This is a genomic window from Halomonas sp. AOP7-B1-5 (assembly GCF_052353045.1).
Classification (GTDB): domain Bacteria; phylum Pseudomonadota; class Gammaproteobacteria; order Pseudomonadales; family Halomonadaceae; genus Vreelandella; species Vreelandella colorata.
Genome location: NZ_JBQTDC010000038.1, coordinates 16,020 through 37,398, shown reverse-complemented (window position 1 = coordinate 37,398; position 21,379 = coordinate 16,020). Strand labels below are relative to the sequence as shown.

The window sequence follows — 21,379 nt, the reverse complement described above, 5'->3', positions numbered from 1 at the left end:
TCGATGCCGTTAGGCGTGATGGCGCCTGCGAGTAGGGGGAGTCAATATGCAAAGGTGGACATCAGACAATATGGCGCCACAGGGCATGTCCCAAGAGGATATTGAGGCATGGCATGCGCAGCTCCAAGAGATGGGCGGGCAGTATCAGGGCCTGATGCAGGATCTGCTCGCGCGAATAGCGCCTAGCGAAGCCGCCGATTCGATACAGGATGATATGCGCAAAAGTTTCGAAGCGGGCGCGCAGTCATTAATGAATAACCCGACCTTGCTCTGGCAAACCCAGACGCGCCTGCTGCAAGATCAGTGGCTTCTTTGGCAACAGAGTATGCGTGCTTTCTCGGGCGAGCAGGTAGCACCGGTTATCACCCCTTCCAAAAGCGATCGTCGCTTTAAAGATGAAGCCTGGACCAGCGACCCTCACTACACGGCTATTATGCAGCAGTACCTGCTGTTTTCTCAGATGGTGGAGGAGTTAATTGAGCGCCTTGACGGCATGGATAGCACACAAAAGCGCAATCTTGAGTTCTATGCCCGCCAGTTAGTCAGCGCCATGTCACCGACCAATTTCGTTTCCACTAATCCGGAAGTGGTGCGGCGAACGTTGGAAACGCGCGGACAAAACCTGGTAGAAGGCCTGGCCCGGCTACGTGAAGACCTGGCCAACTCCGCCGAAGGCATTAACGTGTGCATGACCGAGCGCGACGCGTTTGATATCGGTGAAAATATTGCCGTTACTCCCGGTGCGGTGGTTTATGAAAATGAGCTCATCCAGCTTATTCAGTACACTCCCACTACCGAGAAAACCTTTAAAACGCCCCTGCTTATCGTACCGCCATGGATCAACAAGTATTACATCCTGGACCTGCGCCAAGACAACTCCATGGTTAAATGGATGGTCGATCAAGGCCATACGGTATTTTTGATCTCGTGGCGCAATCCTGATTCTGAGCAGCGTGATATTACCTGGGCCGACTATATGCAGATGGGGCCGATTAGCGCTATCGGTGCGATCGAGCAGGCCTGCGGAGAGAAGTCGGTTAACCTGGTAAGTTACTGTGTGGGAGGCACGCTGACCGCCTCGACGGTTGCCTACCTTACGAGTACACGCCAGGGGCGCAAAGTAAAATCGGTAACCTATATGGCCACCCTGCAGGACTTCCGTGACCCTGGCGATATTGGCGTATTTCTTAATGAAGGCGTTGTGAAAGGGCTAGAGCAGAGCATGAAGCTCAAAGGTTATCTGGATGGCCGCTCCATGGCCTATACCTTTAACCTACTGCGTGAAAATGATCTTTTCTGGTCGTTTTATATCAATAACTACCTGAAAGGTGAGATGCCCGCCGCCTTTGATCTTCTGCACTGGAATACCGATGGTACCAATCTACCGGCAACGACCCATGCCTGGTATTTACGCCATATGTACCTTGAGAACCGTTTGGTACAGCCGGGTGGCATTGAGTTAGACGGGGTGAAAATCGACCTGCGTAAAGTCTCGACGCCGAGCTATTTTGTTTCCACCAAAGAAGATCATATCGCTAAGTGGAACAGCACGTATTACGGAGCACTTTTGCCGAAGGGACCCGTTACCTTTGTACTCGGTGGTTCAGGGCATATCGCGGGGATCGTTAACCCGCCCCAGAAGAACAAGTATGGCTACTGGAGTAACGACGCGCTGCCAGAATCCCACGAGGAGTGGCTGGAGCAAGCCACGTTCAACGAAGGGTCCTGGTGGCCACACTGGCAGGCATGGATGACCCAGAATGGCTATGCGGATAGCCAAAAAATGGTGTCGGCACGCAAGCCTGGCGAGGGCAAGCTCAGCGTCATTGAGCCTGCGCCGGGGCGCTATGTAAAGGTCACCATTTCTCAGTTATCCGGTGAGCTTTCCTGATCCTGGATCAACACCGTTTAAAATGCATGTCTTGAACGTACAAAGCCCTGAATTGTTGTTCAGGGCTTTGTGGTTTTCAGGTATTTATAAAAACGTAATAGGTAAAATGAAGGGGCGGTACCCAAGAGCGGCATGAGGGATTGCCCCCAGCGGTTGACATAATGTCGCAGGTGGTTTGTAGAAGCACGTAATAGAGCTATGGTAGGCCTACGATTAATACCGGGTGCACGCCACAGGCTGGCTTTACGATTGAGCTATGCGCGCGCCTGCATCATTACATTCCCCCTAACGAGAGTTGATATGGCGTACCTAATGCACAAAACGATGATCAAGCGAACCTGCCGCCAATTAGCATTCACGACGTGCGCGCTGTTATTAACCGCAGGCGTTGCCCAGGCGCAATCACTAGACGTCACCAACGCGCGGCTGAGTCTATTGCCCGGCAACACCCCGGGGGCTGGCTATTTTGAGTTGCATAATACTGGTGATGAAGGTGTGACGTTGGTGGGGGCGGAAAGCCCGGCCTTTGAAAGTGTTGAAATGCATATAAGCTCCGAGCATAACGGCATGGCGCACATGCACGCCTTTGAATCACTGGATATCGGTCCTGATGAGCGTATCGAATTTGCGCCCAAGGGGCAGCATTTAATGTTTATGCGCCGCGTAGCGCCTTTAAACGAAGGTGACGAGGTGGAAGTGGTGCTTACGTTTAGCGATGAGCAGCGCTTGCCCGTGACCTTTAATGTTGTCTCCCCGGCATCCCTGTAAAAGCAATGATAGGACGATTACGCATGTATAAGGTGTTGCTTGCAACGCTAACTACTCTGCTGCTGGTAGGCTGCAGTGATCAAAGTTGGCGCACCACGGATGTCGCAGATATTATGCCACCGCTGGATTTTGCACTGGTGGATGAAAACGGTGACAGCGTGCAGGCCGAGGAGTATCTGGGTAAGCCGACGCTCGTCTATTTCGGCTATACCTACTGCCCCGATGTTTGCCCGATTACCCTTGCAAGACTGGGCGATGCGATAAGAAAACTTGATGATGAAACGCGCGATGAGATCCAGGTGCTGTTTATCTCGGTCGACCCTGCCCGCGATACACCTGAGGTATTAAAACGTTATACGGATGCTTTTGGGCCTGAGTTCGTCGGTTTAAGCGGTGATAAAGCGGCTATCGATGCCGTCACCAACCGCTATCGGGTGGCTTACGAGTATGGCGAAGAGAATGAAAACGGCGATTATCTGGTAACCCACTCCAGTGCCGTTTTTGCCTTTGACCGGGAAGGCCAAGCGCAGTTCTTGGTGCGCGATAGCCATCCAGTAAACGACGTTGAAGCCGATATCAAACGTTTGGTGGCCCAAGGTTAAGGCTATTTAGAGAGCTACTGGCGATCACAAAAGGGGGCGACTGAATATCAGTCGCCCCCTTTTTCATACGAACATCTTTAATGGCTAATAGCAGGCTGAAGCAGGCTGAGTAAGCTGGTTTAGCAAACCGATGAAAGGCCACAGCGCGACTTGTACAGTCGAGAGTTAATATCTAGCTCAACTTTGTCGCTGTCTTTATCGTAAAAGAAGGAAGCATAGCCGTTTTCGGAGGACGCGGTGCGGTATAAGCCACAGATGCCATAGCCGTACTGTACTTCTTGTAGCTGGGAAAGCTCGATCTCATTGGACGTATCAAGCTCTTTGGCCAGAGCATGTTGAATATCGCTGCCAACGTTGCTGTCAGACATGGCCTGACCACCAAAAATAGCGACTCCTAGAACGACGATCAGCGCCAGCGGAAGCACGACAAGCAGTAGAAAAGGCCGAGATTTAAGCATGGCGTTACCCTCTGTCAGCCTGAATAAATGCGTTAAAAGAGCCGTATTGTAGCGCTACTCGATGGCGCCCGCCTACTTACTGCGACAACGTGTCAAGCGAAGGCCGGGAAGTAGCATAAGCGCTGCTAGTAACCAAGTAGGCCAGCTGCCGGTACGGGTGAACGGCGTGAGACCTTCCATCGCATAAAATTCGCCTACCAGCGCTGTCGTTTCAAACTGCGGAGCACGTGCCACGATCTCTCCGTGGGCATCAATAATGGCGGTAATGCCGTTGCTGGTCGCACGTATCACATAGCGGCCGTTTTCCAGTGCTCTAAGCCTTGCCATCTGCAAGTGCTGATGAGGGCCGATTGAGGCGCCAAACCAGGTGTCATTGGAAACGGTAAGCAGCACATCGCTTTCTTGAGCGCGGCGGGCGACAAGCTGCGGATAGATGATTTCATAGCAAATCGCATTACCCAGGCTTACGCCTGCCGCAAGCATTGGCGTCTGCTCAGAAGCGCCTTTGGTAAAGCTTGACATCGGCAGGTCAAAAAAGTCGATAGCACCGCGCAGCACGCTTTCCAGGGGCAGGTATTCGCCAAACGGCACTAAGTGCTCTTTTTGATAGCTGCCTTCAACACTGCCGACGCCAATCACTCCATTATAGTAGCGGTTGGCCTCATCCAGCTGAACGATCCCCGTGACCAGCGCAACACCTGGCGGCAGGTTGGACTGCACGCGCTCCAAAACCGGGCGTGCCTGGGCTTCCATCATGGGCAGCGCCGTTTCCGGCCAGATCACGATATCCACCTCATCGGCCACTTCAGCGGTCAAGCGGCTATACGTGTTGGCGGCGGTGCGCTGGCCTTCGGGCGTCCACTTTAAAAGCTGGGGCAGGTTGCCTTGAAGCAGGGCGACGCGGGTGGGCGTCTCGGAGGGGGTCGCCCACTGTTGAGGAAGTGCCAGGGGAATAAGCCAGATAGCCGCAAGTGGCGCGAGCGCCCACCATTGGCGGCGTAGTACGGCTTCAGCGGCGAGCGTGCCGCTAAGCATCACCAGCAGCGAGAGCAGGTACACACCACCGATGGGGGCCCAGCTGGCCAGCGGCGAGTCGACATAGCCTGAGCCCAACAGCAGCCAGGGAAAGCCCGTAAACAGATACGTGCGCAGCACTTCGCCTAATACCCAAATGCCTGCAAAGGTAAGCAACGCCAGTTTGGGCGTAAAAAAGCGTCGATAAAGCCAGAAGATACCCGCATAAAAAAGCGCTAACACACCCACAAACAGGGCTGTCAAAAAGACCGCCAGCGGTACGCCGGTGTAGCCATAGTCATGGATAGAAACATATACCCAGGACGTGCCGCTTGCGAAAAGCGCCACGCCATACAACCAGCCTTTAAGCGCTGCCTGGGCGGGCGTTAGGGTATGTAGACCCATGTAAAGCAACGCGATCGCGATCGGACCGAGCCACCATAATTCAAACGGTGAGGCCGTCAGCGTGGTAAAGCCGCCCGCCACGAGGGCGAATAGCAGTTGCAGCATAAAAATGGGCGTCGGCCCCATGGTGATGTCCTATCGGCTAATCATTTGATAAGTCTGTAGGCGAGCAACGTGTTAATCAGCGTCTTGCTCGTCGGTACTCTCGGTGTTGTTATCGCGGTAGGCTTCCAGCAAACGAATGCGTCGGTTATCGGCATTCAGGATAACGAAACGCCAGCCGCCAAAGCGGGTATGTTCACCGCGGCCGGGCAAGTGACCAAACTGCTGCATGACCAGGCCGCCAACCGTATCGAACTCGTCATCGGAAAATTCGGTGCCGAAGCGATCATTAAAATCTTCGATGGGGGTGAGGGCGCGAATGGCAAAGTGACCGTTTTCAAGCGTGCGGATATCGTCTTCTTCGTCGGTGTCGTGCTCATCTTCAATATCACCCACGATCTGCTCGAGGATATCTTCGATGGTGATAATGCCTGCCGTACCGCCGTATTCGTCCACCACAATCGCCATATGGTTATGGGTGTCACGAAACTCTTTCAACAGGCTGTTCAGACGCTTGGACTCGGGGATGAACATGGCCGGTCGGAGGATGTCTTCAAGCTTGAAAGCGTCACGGCTCTCCTGGGTTTGCGAAAGTAGCGGTAGCAGGTCTTTAACCAGCAGAATGCCTTTTATATCGTCCAGGTTCTCGCCGATCACCGGGTAACGGGAGTGACCGGTTTCCTGAATAAGCGGCAAATAGCCGTCGCTGGTTTGATCCAGGGTAATCGCGGAGACCTGGGAACGGGGAATCAGGACCTCGCGGACCTGCTGATCGCTAATCTCAAGCGCGCCCTCGATAATCATGATGGCGTCCTGATCTAGCTTCAACTTCCCTGCAGTGTGGCGTAAAAACGTCAACAGCTCATCGCGTGAACTGGGTTCGTCACTATCTCCGGTTAGGGCGCCAAAGAGTTTCTCGAGCCAGGATTTTTGATTAGGGTTGCTCGATCGGTCTTCGCTCATGCGTCAAATCTCTTGTTTATGGGGCAGACAACTGTCTTGGCGTGCATAAAAAGGCCACATCGCAAGCTAACGTTTTATCACTGACTTAGGGCACTATGCCAGCTGCGGTAAGCCAATGTTACGACTCATGCTCAAACGACGTGATAAGGATCAGGGATTTCAAGCTCAGCAAGCAGTGTACGCTCAAGCTGTTCCATCTCTTCCGCCTCCTGGTCTTCAATATGGTCATAGCCCATTAAATGCAGCGTGCCGTGAACGACCATGTGAGCATAGTGGTGGGCCAGCGGCTTTTGCTGTTCATCTGCCTCGTTTAACACCACCGTATGACAGATGATCAAATCGCCCAGCAGCGGTAACGTCATGCCGGGCGGATTTTCAAACGGAAACGATAAAACGTTGGTTGGCTTGTCCTTGCCGCGATAGTCACGATTCAGCGCCTGGCTTTCCTGCTCATCGACAAAGCGAATGGTAAGCTCTTTACGTTCATCATCGGGGTGATGCGCAAACACGCAGCCCACCCAGTGGGTGAGCTGCTCAAGAGTAGGTAGTGTCGGCTCATCAATCGCGGCTTGGCGATCAATCACGATAGCGTTCAACGTGACGTATCTCCCCAGCGTTCCTGCGCCTGAAGGCGTGCTTCGCGCTCTTGCTGGCGTGCATCGCGACGGGCACGCTCTTCGACTTCCTGCTGCGATTCAAAGTCGTCGTACGCTTCGATAATGCGCTGTACCAAGGGGTGACGTACCACGTCTTTAGCGGCAAAGTGAGTGACGCCGATTCCCGGGGTGTCTTTTAATACGTCAAGCACTTGGGACAGGCCTGAACGCTGCCCACGGGGTAAGTCGACCTGGGTAATATCCCCGGTGATCACCGCCGTTGAACCAAAGCCGATCCGGGTCAGGAACATTTTCATCTGCTCCGGCGTGGTGTTCTGGCTCTCATCCAAAATGATGTACGAATTGTTTAGCGTGCGGCCACGCATATAGGCCAGCGGGGCTATTTCAATCACCTGACGCTCAATGAGCTTGGCCACTTGTTCAAAGCCGATCATCTCGTACAGCGCGTCATACAGCGGGCGCAGGTACGGGTCGATCTTTTGTGCCAGGTCGCCGGGCAGGAAGCCGAGTTTTTCACCCGCTTCAACCGCTGGGCGTACCAGCAGAATACGCCGAACTTCCTGCTGATTAAGCGCTTCCACGGCAGCCGCAACGGCAAGGTAGGTTTTGCCGGTGCCCGCCGGCCCAATACCGAAGTTGATATCGTGCTCGCGGATACTTAACACATAGCGCTGCTGGTTCAGGCCGCGCGGTTTGATCATGGTGCGCGGGGTGCGCATGATCACTTCATCGCTGCCGCCTTCACCATCCTCTTCGTCCTCTAGCGCTTCCATGCCAGATTCCTGAAGGAACAGGTGCACGGTATCGGCAGAAAGCTCATCAGCCGCCGTTTCACGATAAAGGTGCTCGAGTACGTTCGCCGCTGCCTTGATGCGATTAGCTGGCCCTGCAAGCTGAAAAACATTGCCCCGGTTGCGTAATGTCACATCCAGTCGGCTTTCAATCAACTTCAAGTGCTCATCCTGCTGGCCGCAAAGGCTTGCAAGACGCTGCGGATCATTGGGTTCAAGGCTTAGGGTAATGATGCGATTGGCCTGAGTTGATGGTTGGCTCAAGAGTAGGAAACCCGTCAGTTGATGTATGTAGGTCTCAGCTTACTGCCCCGACGGGTGTCGGGGCAATTACCTAAGATAAGAGAGCGTTCAGTAACGTTCTGGGGAAGCAAGCTCGCCGCGCAGAGAGTTGGGGAATGCCTCGGTAATTTCGACATCCACAAAGTAGCCAATCAGCTCGGTCGGGTTGGCCGCACGGAAGTTCACCACGCGGTTATTCTCGGTACGTCCGGAGAGTTGTCCTGGATCTTTCGGCGAGAAGCCGGTGACCAGAATACGCTGAGTGGTACCTACCATGCGCCGGCTGATCTGGGCCACATTCTGCAGGATGCGCTCTTGCAGAATCGCCAAACGCTGCTTTTTGACGCTTTCCGGCGTGTCATCGGGCAGGCCAGAGGCGGGGGTGCCTGGGCGCGCCGAGTAGACAAAACTAAACGAGTGGTCAAAACCAATCCGGTGGATCAGGTTCATCGTGGCTTCAAAGTCTTCCTCGGTCTCGCCGGGGAAACCAATGATAAAGTCAGACGAGAAACTGATATCCGGACGGTTGGCGCGAACGCGCTCCATCTTCTCAATGTACTCTTCCGCCGTATGGCCACGTTTCATGGCGCTCAGGATACGGTCAGAGCCTGATTGAACCGGCAAATGCAGGTGGCTGACAAGCTCGGGGATATCCGCGAAGGCATCAACCAGACTGTCGGTAAACTCAACCGGATGCGAGGTGGTAAAGCGTATGCGGTCAATACCATCCACAGCGGCGATACAGGCAATCAGTTCAGCAAGATCAATTTCATCGCCATCGTCGTTATCGCCTCGGTAGGCGTTAACGTTTTGGCCCAGCAGGTTGACTTCGCGCACCCCTTGATCGGCCAGATGGATAACTTCATCCATGACCTTTTCAAACGGACGCGAGACCTCTTCACCGCGGGTATAGGGCACCACACAGAAGGTGCAGTACTTGGAGCAGCCTTCCATGATCGAGACAAAGGCCGTTGCGCCGTCCGACTTGGGCTGAGGCAGGTGATCGAACTTCTCGATTTCCGGGAACGTTACGTCTACCGCAGCAATTTGGTTATTGCTGCGTGCATCCAGCATGGAAGGCACACGGTGCAGCGTCTGCGGGCCAAAAATCATATCCACAAAGGGGGCGCGCTTGCGCAGCGCTTCGCCTTCCTGGCTCGCCACGCAGCCGCCTACGCCAATCACTAGGTCGGGGTTGGCATCTTTAAGCTTTTTCCAGCGTCCCAACTGATGAAACACCTTCTCCTGCGCCTTCTCACGAATCGAGCAGGTGTTAAGAAGGATAACGTCGGCTTCCTTCTCGTTATCGGTTAATTCAAGCTGGTGAGATTCACCGAGCAGATCCGCCATACGGGAGGAGTCGTACTCGTTCATTTGGCAGCCGTGCGTTTTGATGAAGAGCTTCTTCGCCATCGGTACCTGTCATCTATGAGTCGTCGGGGGACGAGGGATGAATGAAATGTCGTGTCAGTGGTTTAGGCCACTGTTGAATAACCCTATTATACGGACACACGAAACCCGGGGCTAGCGTTCAGCTATAATCGATACTTGACCTTCGAGTCTCAATCAGTATACTACGCACCGTGTTTGAGCAGTTCCTCGATAGCTCAGTTGGTAGAGCAAATGACTGTTAATCATTGGGTCACAGGTTCGAGTCCTGTTCGAGGAGCCAACACTTTACAAGTTGGTTCTGCTTGAAATACAATAGCTTAAGATGTTCCTCGATAGCTCAGTTGGTAGAGCAAATGACTGTTAATCATTGGGTCACAGGTTCGAGTCCTGTTCGAGGAGCCAAGCTTTCTACTTTACTATCTGTTTCGTTCAGCCGATATAGATAGCGCGTTATTCCTCGATAGCTCAGTTGGTAGAGCAAATGACTGTTAATCATTGGGTCACAGGTTCGAGTCCTGTTCGAGGAGCCATCTTATTGTCTTTCTAGATGTCTTTTAGTGCACTTCTTCGTGTGCGATTCTAGATTGATGTGCCAGGCTTATTTAAATCTCCTTGCTACTTTAACGCCCACTGCTTAGCCGCATTTTGGGTAATTTCGCGTGTCTGGCGGTTAGTAAAATGTTGCGTTATAAAAAACGCCGACCTTCAAGGCCGGCGTTGCAGGGCGGAAGCTTGGCGCTTAGCGCGCGGCCATCCGCTGAGATTTTTGCATATGGGCGTAGTCGAGCAGGATTTCTGCCGCTTCTAGCACTGGTGCGCGGTCAACCGGCATATCCTCATCTTCGTTCTCGTCCGCCTCGGCACCTTCCTCGGGCTCGCCGCTGTCAAGGCGCGCGTCCATCCATTCGTCAAGCTCCGGAAGATTTAGTGCTCGGCGGCGCTGGTTTTCAAGCGAAAGCTGCTCGGCTTCCTGAGCTTCAAGCTCGCGCTGGCGCTGCTCGCGGTTCAGGCTGACCGTCGTGTGCTGTTCGCGCAGCTGGCGGGCTAGCGCCGACTGGCTTTCAAGATAGCGGAAGTTGGGGTTCGTTTTGGCACGCGCCGTATGTTCAGCCGCCAATGCATCGATAAAGGTTTCCGGCGTACCGTAGCGACGATACTGAACATTTTGAACCGTATCCCAGCCTAGGGCGTTATCCAGGCTGCTTTCGCCGATGCGTTCCGGGTCGATCAGGCTTGGGAAGCTGATATCCGGATCAACTCCGCGATTTTGCGTACTCTCGCCGGAAATGCGGTAAAACTTGGCGCGGGTCAGCTTTATTTGCCCATGGCTTAGATCGTTCAAGGTTTGAACGGTGCCTTTGCCAAAGGTTGAAGAGCCAACCACTAGGCCGCGACCGTAGTCCTGAATGGCTCCCGCGAAAATTTCTGAGGCAGAGGCAGAGAGGCGGTTCACCAAAACGGTCAACGGGCCATCGTAAGTAGTCCCTGCATCCGTGTCGCCGTAAAGCTGAATGCGGCCTTGAGCATCGCGCACCTGGACGGTGGGGCCGCGGTCAATAAACAGGCCGATAAGTGAGTTGGCTTCCTGTAGGGCGCCGCCGCCGTTATTGCGCAGGTCCAGCACGATACCTTCAACGCCTTCTTCTTTCAGGCGCTCAATTTCACGGGCTACGTCGCGCGTAGTGCTGCGATACTCTTCTTCGCCTGCCTGCCATGCGTCAAAATCAACATAGAAAGTGGGGATATTGATTACCCCGACCGGGTGAGGTTCGCCATCACGCTCAATGTCGATTACTTCGCCGTGGGCCGCCTGGTCTTCAAGGCTTACCGTATCGCGGGTAATTTCGACGATATGCGAGCGGGTCATATCAACGGCCTGGGCGGGAACGATGTCCAGGCGTACCACTGAACCTTTGGGGCCGCGAATCAGGTCGACCACGTTATCCAGGCGCATGCCTACCACATTAACCATTTCGCCGTCTTCCTGGCCAACGGCAATAATGCGATCGGCTGGCTCCAGAACGTCAGCGCGATCAGCCGGGCCTCCGGGTACCAGGCTTGCCACTTTGACGTATTCACCGTCGGCCTGCAGCAGTGCTCCAATACCTTCAAGTGACAGACTCATCTGAATATCGAAGGATTCGCTTTGGCGCGGAGAGAGGTAGCCGGTGTGGGGGTCAATTGTGCTGCTAACAGCAGCCATCAAGAGGCCAAGCACATCTTCAGATTCGGTCTGCCGCAGGCGAGAGAGCTGGCCTTCATAGCGCTGGCGCAGGTTGTCCTCGATCTGCTCGTCATCCTGGTCGGTGAGGGCGAGAGTCAGGGCGTCGTTTTTCAGGCGCTTGCGCCAAAGCTCGTCCAGTTCGCTTTCGCGGGTGGCCCAGGGGGCATCTTCGCGGTCAATCTCAAGGCGCTCGTCGCTATCGAAATCAAACGCTAGGCCTTCGTCCAGACGCGCTAACAGCCACTCCATACGCGCTATATGACGCTCGCTTAGCTGATCATAAAGTTTGAAGGCATCGTCCAGGTCGCCTTCAAACAGCGCATCGGCCATACCATCTTCCAGATGACGGTAGGGCTCGATATCACGGCTCAACAAATAGGCGCGCTGACCATCAAGCATATCCAGGTAGCGTTGAAAGGCCTCCTGTGACCACTGCTCATCAAAGCTAATATTAGCGTAGTGGCCGTAGCGGAGCGCATCCGCAATTTCTTCTGCCGCTTGGCGTTGTTCGTCGGTCGGCGCGATTTGTGCCATTACTGTCGGGCTGGTAACTACCAGCATGACGGCAAGGGCGACCGAGCGCGAAAGCGTTGCAAACAAGCTCATCAGTCAAGCTCTCCCGGATTTGTGTACACTCATTCTTCCCTAGACCCGCAGGTGACCTATGAGTTGCGTAGGCCAGGGGAGCATTGTAGCAGGTCGTCTGCTCTATGAGACTCAATCATTACTGTTATGAGGATTTCCATGTCCGAAGCTTTCAACGCCGATCGTTTAACGCGGTTATGTGATTTTCTGCGCCAGTCGCCCACGCCGTGGCATGCTACGAAGACAATGGCTGAGCGTTTAGAGAAAGCGGGTTTTCAGCGCTTGAAGGAAACGGCTAACTGGCAGCTTACGCCTGGGAAGCGCTATTACGTCACGCGCAATGATTCCTCGATTATAGCTTTTCAATTGCCCAGCGATACGCTTAAGAGTCTGCGCATGTTGGGCGCGCATACCGATAGCCCGGGGCTGCGTTTAAAGCCTAACGCGACACAGTACTCGGCTGGTTGGTTGCAGTTGGGTGTGCAGGTGTATGGCGGGGTATTGCTGGCACCCTGGTTTGACCGTGATTTAGGCTTGGCTGGGCGAGTGCACGTGCGTCATGCCGACGGCCAACTGGAAAGCCTGCTGCTTAATGTTGATCGCCCGGTCGCCATGGTGCCAAGTTTGGCGATCCATATGGACCGTGAGGTGAATACAGGCCGGGCGATTAATCCGCAAACGCAGATGGCGCCGGTGTTGTTGCAAAGCGATAGTGCCAAGCTTTCAGACTTGCTGGCCGTGTGGCTTGAAGAGCAGCACGGCATGCGCTCGGTTGAAGTAGTGGATTTCGAGCTGGGTTTTTATGATGTGCAGCCGCCTTCACTGATTGGGGTCAAGCAGGAGCTAATTGCCAGCGCACGCCTGGATAATCTGCTGTCGTGCTTTATGGGCCTGGAGGCTCTGCTTGAAAGTGATGGTAGCCAAGGGGCGCTGTTAGTGGCCAATGATCACGAAGAGGTGGGTAGCGCTAGCGCCTGTGGTGCACAGGGGCCTTTCCTGGGTGACGTGCTTAAGCGTATCAATGGGCAGGTGGGTGGCGGATCCGAGGAGTCGCTGATTCAGCTGATTCAGTCGTCGCTGATGATCTCCTGTGATAACGCCCATGGCCTGCATCCTAACTTTAAGGATAAGCACGATGAGCGCCACGGTCCGGCATTGAATGGCGGCCCGGTTATTAAGGTAAATGCCAGTCAGCGTTATGCGACCAATAGCGTGACCGGTGCGCTATTTCGCGATGTGTGCCGCGAGGCGGATGTGCCGGTTCAGTCGTTTGTAACCCGTGCGGATATGGGCTGTGGCAGCACCATAGGCCCGATAACCGCCACTGAAGTGGGTGTGCCTACGCTGGATGTCGGCGTGCCGCAGTGGGCGATGCACTCCATCCGCGAGACGGCCGGTACGCGCGATGTGGAGTATCTTACCCGGGCGCTAACGGTGTTTTTAAATCGGCCAGCGTTGAGCTGATGCCTAGCTATTGGGCCTAGCGCTGAGCATAAAAAAAGCCCGCTGACGAAATCAGCGGGCTTTTAGCTATTGCTAGCTTAAATCGGTGTTGGTGGCTACGCCCTGATTTGAACAGGGGACCCCATCATTATGAGTGATGTGCTCTAACCAGCTGAGCTACGTAGCCTTTCAACGGGGGCGTATGTTACTCAGCGAACCGCCACCCGTCAAGCGCTTATTGCTGAAAGCGCTTACACGTTGAACCGGAAGTGCACCACATCGCCGTCTTTAACAATGTACTCTTTGCCTTCCAGGCGCCATTTGCCCGCGTCTTTCGCGCCTTGCTCGCCGCCCAGTGTGACAAAGTCGTCATAGGCGATGACTTCTGCGCGAATAAAGCCTTTCTGGAAGTCGGTATGAATAGCGCCAGCAGCTTCGGGCGCTGTTGCGCCTTGCTTGACGGTCCAGGCGCGGACTTCTTTTACCCCGGCAGTGAAGTAGGTCTGCAGGCCGAGCAGGGCATAGCCTGCGCGAATCACGCGGTCCAGGCCGGGTTCGTCCATGCCCATTTCGCCGAGGAACATGGCGCGTTCTTCGTCTTCAAGCTCAGCGATTTCCGCTTCAAGCTGGTTGCAGACAGGTACCACGACTGCGCCTTCTTCAGCGGCGATTTCTCTGACAATCTCGAGATAGGGATTGTTTTCGAAACCGTCTTCATTGACGTTGGCGATGTACATGGTGGGCTTCAAGGTCAAAAAGCCAAAGCTTTTTACCTGACGCTTTTCGTCTTCATCCAGGCCAAAGCTGCGCAGTGGCATGCCTTCGGCCAGGTGTGGCTCGATTTTATCCAGAATGGTTTTGGTGGCGATGGCGTCTTTATCGCCGCCTTTCACGGAGCGTAACAAGCGCTGGCTGGCTTTCTCAACGGTATCCAGATCGGCAAGTGCCAGCTCAAGGTTGATCGTTTCGATATCCGCACGCGGATCAACCTGGTTGGCTACGTGAATAACGTTGTCGTTATCAAAGCAGCGCACCACGTGGGCAATCGCCTGAGTTTCACGGATATTGGCCAGGAACTTGTTGCCCAGGCCTTCACCTTTGGAAGCGCCCGCTACCAAGCCTGCGATATCCACAAACTCCATGGTCGTAGGCAGTATTTTCTGGGGTTTTACAATGGCGGATAGCTTGTCCAGACGCGGGTCAGGCATGGGAACGATACCCACGTTGGGCTCGATGGTGCAGAAAGGGAAGTTTTCGGCATCAATACCTGATTTGGTCAGCGCATTGAAAAGCGTGGATTTGCCTACGTTGGGTAGACCGACGATACCGCAGTTAAAGCCCATAAATTCATTCCTAGCCGCTAAGCAAGCGCCGCCTAAATGCCTTATCCAGCGCTGGCCTAAAGTGAAAAAAGATCAGTGTTAGCTATTTTACGCTATGCAGGCGGTTCATGGCTTTCGCCCAGTCGCCTTCTAGTACAAGAGGGAGCGTGGCCTGGCACTCGTCAAGGGTGCGGTCGATCGCTTCCTGTTCGGCTTTGCCGGGGCGGCCAAGTACATAGTTGGTAACCTGGCGTGCCTCACCGGGGTGGCCGATGCCGATACGGATGCGATGAAACTGCTTTTGATTGCCCAGCGCGCTGATGATATCGCGCAAGCCGTTGTGGCCGCCGTGGCCTCCGCCTGTTTTATAGCGTCCTTGCCCCGGAGGGAGGTCGAGCTCATCGTGAGCGACCAGCAGGTTTTCAGGGGCAAGTTTAAAAAACTGGGTAAGCGCTGCTACCGCGGCACCGCTGCGGTTCATAAATGTAGTCGGGTTGAGCAGATGAAGTTCATGGTCGCCAATGCGTGCCTTGGCATAAAGGCCAAGGAACTTCTTTTCCGGGCGTAGTTCGGTATGGGCGCTGCGCGCAATGGCGTCAATTAGCCAAAAGCCCGCATTATGGCGGGTGGCGTCATACTCGGCGCCGGGATTGCCTAGGCCTATCAGGGCCGTTACCTGGCTCATTTACCTACCTCCAAATTAGCTACCTCCAAATTAGCTACCTCAAAAAAGTTTCCGGTAGAAATTTTTGGCGTCGCATCAAAAGCGGCTCGAAGGGCGGTTGCCAGGAAGGCAAGCCGCAAAAAAAATCAAGCGCCGAAGCGCTTGATCTTATCATTCTTGGGCCATGCAGGCATGGCCCAAGCAAAGTACGTGTTAGCCGTTATGGCTTTGCGTACTGATATCAGGCTTATTCAGCGCTGGTACCTTCTTCGTCTTCACCTTCGTCTTCTTCTTCGCTACGTACCTTCACTTTAGTGATGCTCAGCACGGCGTTGTCGTGCTCTTCACCGTGAGATAGGTCAACGGAGGTAACGCCTTTCGGCAGAGTCAGATCGGACAGGTGAAGAGTCGTGCCCAGCTCAACCGCTGAAATATCAACTTCCAGGTAGTCAGGCAGGTCTTTCGGTAAGCAGCTGATGGCAACTTCGTTGGCCAGTACGTGCAGTTCGCCGCCCTGGTCTTTGATGCCCACACATTTTTCTTCGCCAGTCACGTGCAGCGGTACGTTCATGGTGATTTCATGAGTAGCGTCAACGCGCAGGAAGTCAGCGTGGGTCAGAAGCGGCTTGAAGGGGTGACGCTGAAGATCACGTACCACTACCTGCTCTTCTTTGCCTTCGATAACCAGCTTGATTACTGAGGAGAAGAAAGCTTCGTCTTCAATCGCTTTGTAAAAAGCAGTTTTTTCTACAGAGATTGATTGCGCGCCTTTTTCGCCGCCGTAAATAACGGCCGGTACTTCTTGGTTCGCACGACGCAGGCGGCGGCTCGCACCTTTCCCCAGGTCGTTACGAACGGTGGCTTTCAGGATAAAATCAGACATGTAATTTGCCTCTTGGTTTAAGTAAGGAAACGCCGCCGACCGCGACCAGACGACGACGTTTCCAAGGCCCCAGAAGGGGGCTATATCGTCAGGCGGTTAGTGGAACATCGCGCTGACAGATTCTTCGTTACTAACCCGGCGGATAGCTTCCGCAATCAGGCCGGCAACGCTCAACTGGCGAATTTTTCCACTGCGACGCGCATGGTCGGCAAGCGGAATAGTGTCGGTCACGACAACTTCATCCAGTACAGAGTTGGTGATGTTGTCAACGGCTGGGCCGGACAAGATCGGATGTGTAGCATAGGCCACGACGCGTGCAGCGCCATGATCTTTAAGTGCTTCACCGGCTTTGCACAGCGTGCCGGCGGTGTCGATCATGTCGTCGACAACGACACAGGTGCGGCCTTCGATTTCGCCGATAATATGCATTACCTGGGCCTGGTTGGCCTGGGGGCGACGCTTATCGATAATCGCAAGGTCTGCGTTAAGCTGTTTGGCGATGGCGCGCGCACGTACTACGCCGCCTACGTCGGGAGAGACCACGACCAGGTCTGCATAGTTTTGGCGCTCGATATCATCCAGAAGAATTGGCGAGCCGTAGACGTTGTCTACCGGTACGTCGAAGAAGCCTTGGATTTGATCGGCATGCAGGTCCATGGTCATCACGCGGTCAACGCCGGCTTTTACCATCATGTCCGCAACCACTTTAGCGGAAATAGGTACGCGGGCGGAACGAACGCGACGATCTTGGCGGGCATAGCCGAAGTACGGCACCACCGCCGTGATGCGAGTCGCCGAGGCACGACGCAGTGCGTCGACCATCAGGATCAGCTCCATCAGGTTGTCATTCGTCGGTGCACAGGTGGACTGGAGGATGAACACGTCCTTACCGCGCACGTTCTCATTGATCTCGACTGCGATTTCGCCGTCGCTAAATTGACCAACCGTGGCATTACCCATGCGGCTGTCTAAGCTCTCGGCAATCTTTTGAGCGAGTTCGGGATTGGCATTCCCGGTGAAAACCATCAATTTTGACACGCGCAGCCACCTTTGCAGTGTTTGGAATCAGGGGAGAAAACGCAGATCATACTTAGGCCATATCTGACAACTAGGTTTCTAATGACTAAGTTGGCTGGGGTACCAGGATTCGAACCTGGGAATGCCGATACCAAAAACCGGTGCCTTACCACTTGGCGATACCCCAGCAATAACCTAATGCGATGACCGGGCGCTTTCAGCAGCCCAGAGCATCTTGTAGGGGAGAGGTGTTGAGTCCGCGTGCGACCCACGTCGGCCAGCGTTGACCTGCCAATTCAGCGATTGTTTGCGCTGCTTTTTCGGACTCAAAAGCAGCGAACAAACAGGCGCCAGTACCGGTCAGCCGACTAGGTGCATACTGTGCGAGCCAGTCAAGCGCTTCCGCGATAGGCGGATAGCGTTTTCGAACAATAGCCTCACAGTCGTTACGCCACTCAGGCACTCCCCCCTGCAGTGCGCGCGCCATAGTAATGGGGCGGCTGTCGCGTGTCAATTCCGGGTCTTGGAAGATCAGGGGCGTTGAGACGCTAACCTGCGGATGGATAATCACAAACCAGGGGGTGTCGATAGTGACCTGCGTGAGTTTCTCACCAATACCCTCCGCCCAGGCGCTGTGCCCATGAATAAATACCGGAACGTCCGCACCAAGCTGCAGCCCCAGCTTGGCTAATGCTTCCCGCGTCAGCCCCAACTGCCACAGCTTATTCAAGCCAAGTAGGACGGTTGCCGCGTTAGAGCTGCCCCCGCCCAGCCCGCCCCCCATGGGGAGCTGCTTTTCAATCGCCAGGTTTACCCCTTGGGAGGTGCCGTTTGAACGTTGCAGCAGGCGGGCAGCGCGGACGATTAAATTATCCTCGTGAACCACGCCATTGACAGGCGTGGTGAGCGAAACCTCGCTATCTTCACGCAGGGTTAGCGTGAGCTGATCGCATACATCGATTATTTGAAACAGCGTTTGAAGCTCGTGATAGCCGTCATCACGACGGCCCACGATATGCAGCATACGGTTGAGCTTCGCAGGGGCTGGCAGTGTTAAAGAAGCAGACATTCAAGCTCGCTCACGGTGACTTGGGCTAATCGCTACTTGGGCTAATTACTATAGATGGAAAGCTTAAGAGCGCCACTCGTTAACGACAAGGGTAATGCGCACATCGTCATAGTTCATGACCAGGCGACGCGGTAGCCACATTCCTTCAATTTCGTTCCAGTCGCGGTAGTCGATTTCCCAGCCGTCCTGCTCAATATGAAGGGGGAAGCCCAGCTCATCGGTTTCCAGCTGAAAGCTTGCGTGATCACCCGGCAGACCGCGCACCCAGTCGGGCATAGCGCTAACCGGCAATGACCAGCCGAGCTGTTCTTCCATCAGCGCTTCGGGCGTTTCTGCTTCAAAGCGGCCTTCACCGGTGGTGAGTGAGAAGCGGCCTTCGCGGCCTTCAAGCACGCTGCGCCCACCGCCGAAGGGGCCGCTAATTAGCATGCGGAAATAGTGCGGGTGCTGGCTCCAGTCCAGATTGGCGCTCTGGTTCTCTTGCGGTGTGCGAAGGCCTGCTTTGCCAATCAATGTCCAGGTGTCAAAAGCCTCTACATCCGCTTGATGGCGCTCCCACTGGCCTGCCTGACGGCCACCTTCTTCCATGGGGGCTTGGGCGGCGCAGCCAGCGAGCAGCAGTAGGGCCAGGCTTGCAATCCATAGCCGTGAAACGTGTGCTGCAGTGGTAAGGCGCTTTAAGGTGGGCATTGTGGTCAACATAACTGGCTCCATGTCAAAGTGTTGAAGGGGTGCTGGATAAGCGTATTAAAGCAATATTTCTTGAAACAACAGTTCTTGAAATAACAGTTCTTAAAACAGTGTTTCTTAAAACAAGAGTTCTTAAAAAAATAGCTCTTAAAACAGTATTTCAAGCAGGATCGTAAAAAAGGCGCGCTCGCTTTAGGGCGCGCCTGCAGGTGTTAGTTCAGGATGGCGCTCAAGTAAGTCATCAATCAGCGGGTGCTGAGAAGTTCTTTGCATAATCCGGCTGATTATATCGCGGGCTTCATCGCTACGCTCTAGGGCGTGTAATACTTCAGCCAGATGCGCGGCAATTTCCTGATCAGGCATTTGCTGGTAGGCGCTTTCTAACCAGGCAAGCGCTTCGTCGGGTTTGCCAAGCCGAAAGTGAATCCAGCCCATGCTGTCGAGTACGGCCGGGTTGTTCGGGGCTACTTCGTAGGCGCGCTCGATCAGCATGCGGGCCTCTTCGAGACGGCCGGGCAGGTTAAGATCCGCCAGGGTATAGCCCAGGGCATTTAACGCATTGGCGTTATTGGGCTCAATGCGTAATAGCTTACGTAGGTCCTGCTCCATGCCCGCAAGGTTGCCGGTTTCCCAGGACCGCATCGCCCGCAAATAAAGCAGGTTAATATCATCCGGTGTGCGGGTCAGCTCACGATCAAGCAGTGCCGAGGCTTCTTCCTGCTGATTCATTTCATCAAGCAGTTGAACCTCAAGGGCCACCAGATCGCCAAAATAATTTTCATAACGCATGCGCTCGATGCGCAAAAAAGCCCGCGCGTCGATCAGCCGGTTATCTTCAATCAGCATTTTAGCGGCGGTGGCTCGGGCAGGTAAGAACTCGCTGCCTTCACTTACCTGGCGATAATAAAGTAGGGCGTTATCAATATCGCCTTGCGACTGGGCGATGCCGCCCAGTAAGTAATAGGCAAAGTTGGGAACGTTATCCTGACCAATAAGTGGCTGCAGCAGGCGGTACGCGGGTTCGCTGTGGCCTTCTTCCAGATAGAGCTGGGCAAGCGCCAGGCGTAGCTCCTGATTGCCGCCATGGCTTTCAAGCAGCGCATTGGTCTGAACTTCTGCCGCAGCGATGTTGTTTAAACGAATTTCGGCCTGAGCTAGCAGCAAGATGAAGCGTACTTCGTCAGGAGCAATGCTGAGGCCCTTTTGAGCGGCTCGTCTGGCAGTTTGTACATCACCGGCCTCAAGTGCCAGTCGCGCCTGGGCAAGCCACAGCGCGGCGGATTCCGGCTCAAGCTGGGCAACGTCGTCCAGGTGTGTTTGCGCTTGGCGGGTATTGCCCAATGCCGCCTCAAACAGAGCAGTGGCCAGTAAAGCATCGCTATGGTATTCAAGCTGCTCGGCGCCTGGCTGGGCGAGATGTTCACGCAGTAGCCCCGCCAGCAAGCTCAGCGGAGCAGTATTACTGTTAGTGCCACTTTCAGCCACCGCCAACTCGGCAAAGGCGGTTAGCTCGCCATTGCCTCCACCTTGGGTAATCGCCAGGCGCTGCTCCAGGCTATCCAGCCAGTCACCCCGCTGTAGAGAGATCGACGCTAGCAGCCGGTTGGGCGTTTCTGCCTGGGGCGCCAATTCACGCCAACGCAGGGCAGACGCCTCCATTAGCGCCATATCTTCGCCAAAACGCGCCGCAAACGCCGCCCGCTCTGCCAATGCCGGCACGCTATAGCGCTGTGATGCCTGTAAATAGCCTTGGCTGGCGTAGCGATAATCGCCACGCTGGCCCGCAAGCTCCGCCGCAAGCAGAGTGCGCAACCCCTCGGCATCCAGCCCATGCGTAATGGGCGGTGCCGAGCGCATAGGATCGCCTGACAACAGGCTGGGCGAGCCGCCTTGAAAAGTGGACGATGACTGGCAGCCGCTCAGAAGTACCACGGTGGCGGCCAGGGGCAGCAGGGGCGAACCCGATAATAGTGAGCGAAAGGGCATGCGTCTCTCATTTAAGTGGCCGAATGCTCAGCATAGCGGCTTGACTGGCTGCGGCAAAGTGGTGTGCGCCAGATGTTGGTGTGCTGTGATAGAATAGTTGGCCTTGAAAGGCAGGCAGGTAAGCGCAATTGAGTATTCAGAGCCGCTGCCAAGGCTTATGTTAGTCAGCGTAAGACGTAAAACACCGACACTTCAAGACCGATAGCGACGT

At 54.6% G+C, this 21,379-nt stretch carries 18 protein-coding genes and 5 tRNA genes; 7 read left to right on the top strand and 16 right to left on the bottom strand.

What is annotated here, in order from left to right; all coding sequences use genetic code 11:
* The first annotated feature begins 46 nt into the window (after positions 1 to 46).
* From phaC to ACT3XD_RS16055, 3 genes are all read left to right on the top strand, one after another.
* Entirely contained in the window at positions 47 to 1,891 is a 1,845-nt protein-coding gene (phaC, locus tag ACT3XD_RS16065; protein WP_225736255.1) for a class I poly(R)-hydroxyalkanoic acid synthase, read from the top strand.
* Positions 1,892 to 2,203: 312 nt separating this feature from the next.
* Complete coding sequence (locus ACT3XD_RS16060; RefSeq protein WP_225736254.1) at positions 2,204 to 2,659, top strand: copper chaperone PCu(A)C; 456 nt, start codon at positions 2,204 to 2,206, stop codon at positions 2,657 to 2,659.
* A gap of 23 nt (positions 2,660 to 2,682) precedes the next feature.
* Positions 2,683 to 3,261, top strand: coding sequence for an SCO family protein (locus ACT3XD_RS16055; RefSeq protein ID WP_018916704.1), 579 nt, complete (start codon positions 2,683 to 2,685; stop codon positions 3,259 to 3,261).
* Between the two features lie 119 nt (positions 3,262 to 3,380).
* Here the strand turns inward: ACT3XD_RS16055 and ACT3XD_RS16050 are convergent, their stop codons facing one another.
* The 6 genes from ACT3XD_RS16050 to miaB all read right to left on the bottom strand — a co-directional run bounded on the left by ACT3XD_RS16050 (position 3,381) and on the right by miaB (position 9,306).
* Positions 3,381 to 3,719 (bottom strand): hypothetical protein, encoded by a 339-nt coding sequence (locus ACT3XD_RS16050; RefSeq protein ID WP_018916705.1) that lies wholly within the window; start codon positions 3,717 to 3,719, stop codon positions 3,381 to 3,383.
* Positions 3,720 to 3,791: 72 nt separating this feature from the next.
* Positions 3,792 to 5,264 carry an apolipoprotein N-acyltransferase gene (gene lnt / locus ACT3XD_RS16045; protein ID WP_192539051.1) on the bottom strand — a complete coding sequence of 491 codons (1,473 nt, stop codon included), beginning with the start codon at positions 5,262 to 5,264 and terminating at the stop codon, positions 3,792 to 3,794.
* A 51-nt stretch (positions 5,265 to 5,315) separates the two neighbouring features.
* Entirely contained in the window at positions 5,316 to 6,203 is an 888-nt protein-coding gene (locus ACT3XD_RS16040; protein ID WP_192539050.1) for an HlyC/CorC family transporter, read from the bottom strand.
* Positions 6,204 to 6,334: 131 nt separating this feature from the next.
* The gene (ybeY, locus tag ACT3XD_RS16035; RefSeq protein ID WP_192539049.1) at positions 6,335 to 6,799 is read right to left on the bottom strand and encodes an rRNA maturation RNase YbeY; all 465 of its coding nucleotides are present in this window, start codon (positions 6,797 to 6,799) and stop codon (positions 6,335 to 6,337) included.
* Complete coding sequence (locus ACT3XD_RS16030; protein ID WP_018916709.1) at positions 6,796 to 7,875, bottom strand: PhoH family protein; 1,080 nt, start codon at positions 7,873 to 7,875, stop codon at positions 6,796 to 6,798. The genes ybeY and ACT3XD_RS16030 overlap by 4 nt, the downstream gene beginning before the upstream one ends.
* Positions 7,876 to 7,962: 87 nt before the next feature.
* The gene (gene miaB, locus ACT3XD_RS16025; protein ID WP_192539048.1) at positions 7,963 to 9,306 is read right to left on the bottom strand and encodes a tRNA (N6-isopentenyl adenosine(37)-C2)-methylthiotransferase MiaB; all 1,344 of its coding nucleotides are present in this window, start codon (positions 9,304 to 9,306) and stop codon (positions 7,963 to 7,965) included.
* Between the two features lie 183 nt (positions 9,307 to 9,489).
* On the opposite strand from miaB, the gene ACT3XD_RS16020 reads away from it, so the two are divergent.
* The 3 genes from ACT3XD_RS16020 (at position 9,490) to ACT3XD_RS16010 (ending at position 9,815) form a co-directional block, all read left to right on the top strand.
* A tRNA-Asn gene (locus ACT3XD_RS16020) sits at positions 9,490 to 9,565 on the top strand.
* A gap of 46 nt (positions 9,566 to 9,611) precedes the next feature.
* Positions 9,612 to 9,687, top strand: a tRNA-Asn gene (locus ACT3XD_RS16015).
* A gap of 52 nt (positions 9,688 to 9,739) precedes the next feature.
* Positions 9,740 to 9,815: transfer RNA gene (locus ACT3XD_RS16010), tRNA-Asn, on the top strand.
* Between the two features lie 209 nt (positions 9,816 to 10,024).
* Here ACT3XD_RS16010 and ACT3XD_RS16005 read toward each other — a convergent pair.
* Entirely contained in the window at positions 10,025 to 12,115 is a 2,091-nt protein-coding gene (locus ACT3XD_RS16005; protein ID WP_444280609.1) for a carboxy terminal-processing peptidase, read from the bottom strand.
* 138 nt (positions 12,116 to 12,253) lie between these two features.
* Between ACT3XD_RS16005 and ACT3XD_RS16000 the strand changes: the two genes are divergently transcribed.
* Positions 12,254 to 13,558, top strand: a complete 1,305-nt coding sequence (locus ACT3XD_RS16000; protein WP_192539046.1) for a M18 family aminopeptidase — start codon at positions 12,254 to 12,256, stop codon at positions 13,556 to 13,558.
* Between the two features lie 89 nt (positions 13,559 to 13,647).
* Here ACT3XD_RS16000 and ACT3XD_RS15995 read toward each other — a convergent pair.
* The 9 genes from ACT3XD_RS15995 to ACT3XD_RS15955 all read right to left on the bottom strand — a co-directional run bounded on the left by ACT3XD_RS15995 (position 13,648) and on the right by ACT3XD_RS15955 (position 21,168).
* Positions 13,648 to 13,724: transfer RNA gene (locus ACT3XD_RS15995), tRNA-Met, on the bottom strand.
* Between the two features lie 64 nt (positions 13,725 to 13,788).
* Positions 13,789 to 14,880: a redox-regulated ATPase YchF gene (ychF, locus tag ACT3XD_RS15990; protein ID WP_192539045.1), complete on the bottom strand. Its 1,092-nt coding sequence runs from the start codon at positions 14,878 to 14,880 to the stop codon at positions 13,789 to 13,791.
* Positions 14,881 to 14,962: 82 nt separating this feature from the next.
* Positions 14,963 to 15,544: an aminoacyl-tRNA hydrolase gene (gene pth, locus ACT3XD_RS15985; protein WP_192539044.1), complete on the bottom strand. Its 582-nt coding sequence runs from the start codon at positions 15,542 to 15,544 to the stop codon at positions 14,963 to 14,965.
* Between the two features lie 226 nt (positions 15,545 to 15,770).
* Positions 15,771 to 16,406 (bottom strand): 50S ribosomal protein L25/general stress protein Ctc, encoded by a 636-nt coding sequence (locus ACT3XD_RS15980; RefSeq protein WP_192539043.1) that lies wholly within the window; start codon positions 16,404 to 16,406, stop codon positions 15,771 to 15,773.
* Positions 16,407 to 16,502: 96 nt separating this feature from the next.
* Complete coding sequence (locus tag ACT3XD_RS15975) at positions 16,503 to 17,444, bottom strand: ribose-phosphate pyrophosphokinase (RefSeq protein ID WP_192539042.1); 942 nt, start codon at positions 17,442 to 17,444, stop codon at positions 16,503 to 16,505.
* A 91-nt stretch (positions 17,445 to 17,535) separates the two neighbouring features.
* Positions 17,536 to 17,610, bottom strand: a tRNA-Gln gene (locus tag ACT3XD_RS15970).
* A gap of 30 nt (positions 17,611 to 17,640) precedes the next feature.
* The gene (ispE, locus tag ACT3XD_RS15965) at positions 17,641 to 18,492 is read right to left on the bottom strand and encodes a 4-(cytidine 5'-diphospho)-2-C-methyl-D-erythritol kinase (RefSeq protein WP_192539041.1); all 852 of its coding nucleotides are present in this window, start codon (positions 18,490 to 18,492) and stop codon (positions 17,641 to 17,643) included.
* A 63-nt stretch (positions 18,493 to 18,555) separates the two neighbouring features.
* On the bottom strand, positions 18,556 to 19,194 hold the full coding sequence (gene lolB / locus ACT3XD_RS15960) for a lipoprotein insertase outer membrane protein LolB (RefSeq protein ID WP_225736253.1): 639 nt from the start codon (positions 19,192 to 19,194) through the stop codon (positions 18,556 to 18,558).
* A gap of 180 nt (positions 19,195 to 19,374) precedes the next feature.
* A complete protein-coding gene (locus tag ACT3XD_RS15955) occupies positions 19,375 to 21,168 on the bottom strand; it encodes a tetratricopeptide repeat protein (RefSeq protein WP_192539040.1) in 1,794 nt (597 codons plus the stop codon).
* Positions 21,169 to 21,379 lie beyond the last annotated feature (211 nt).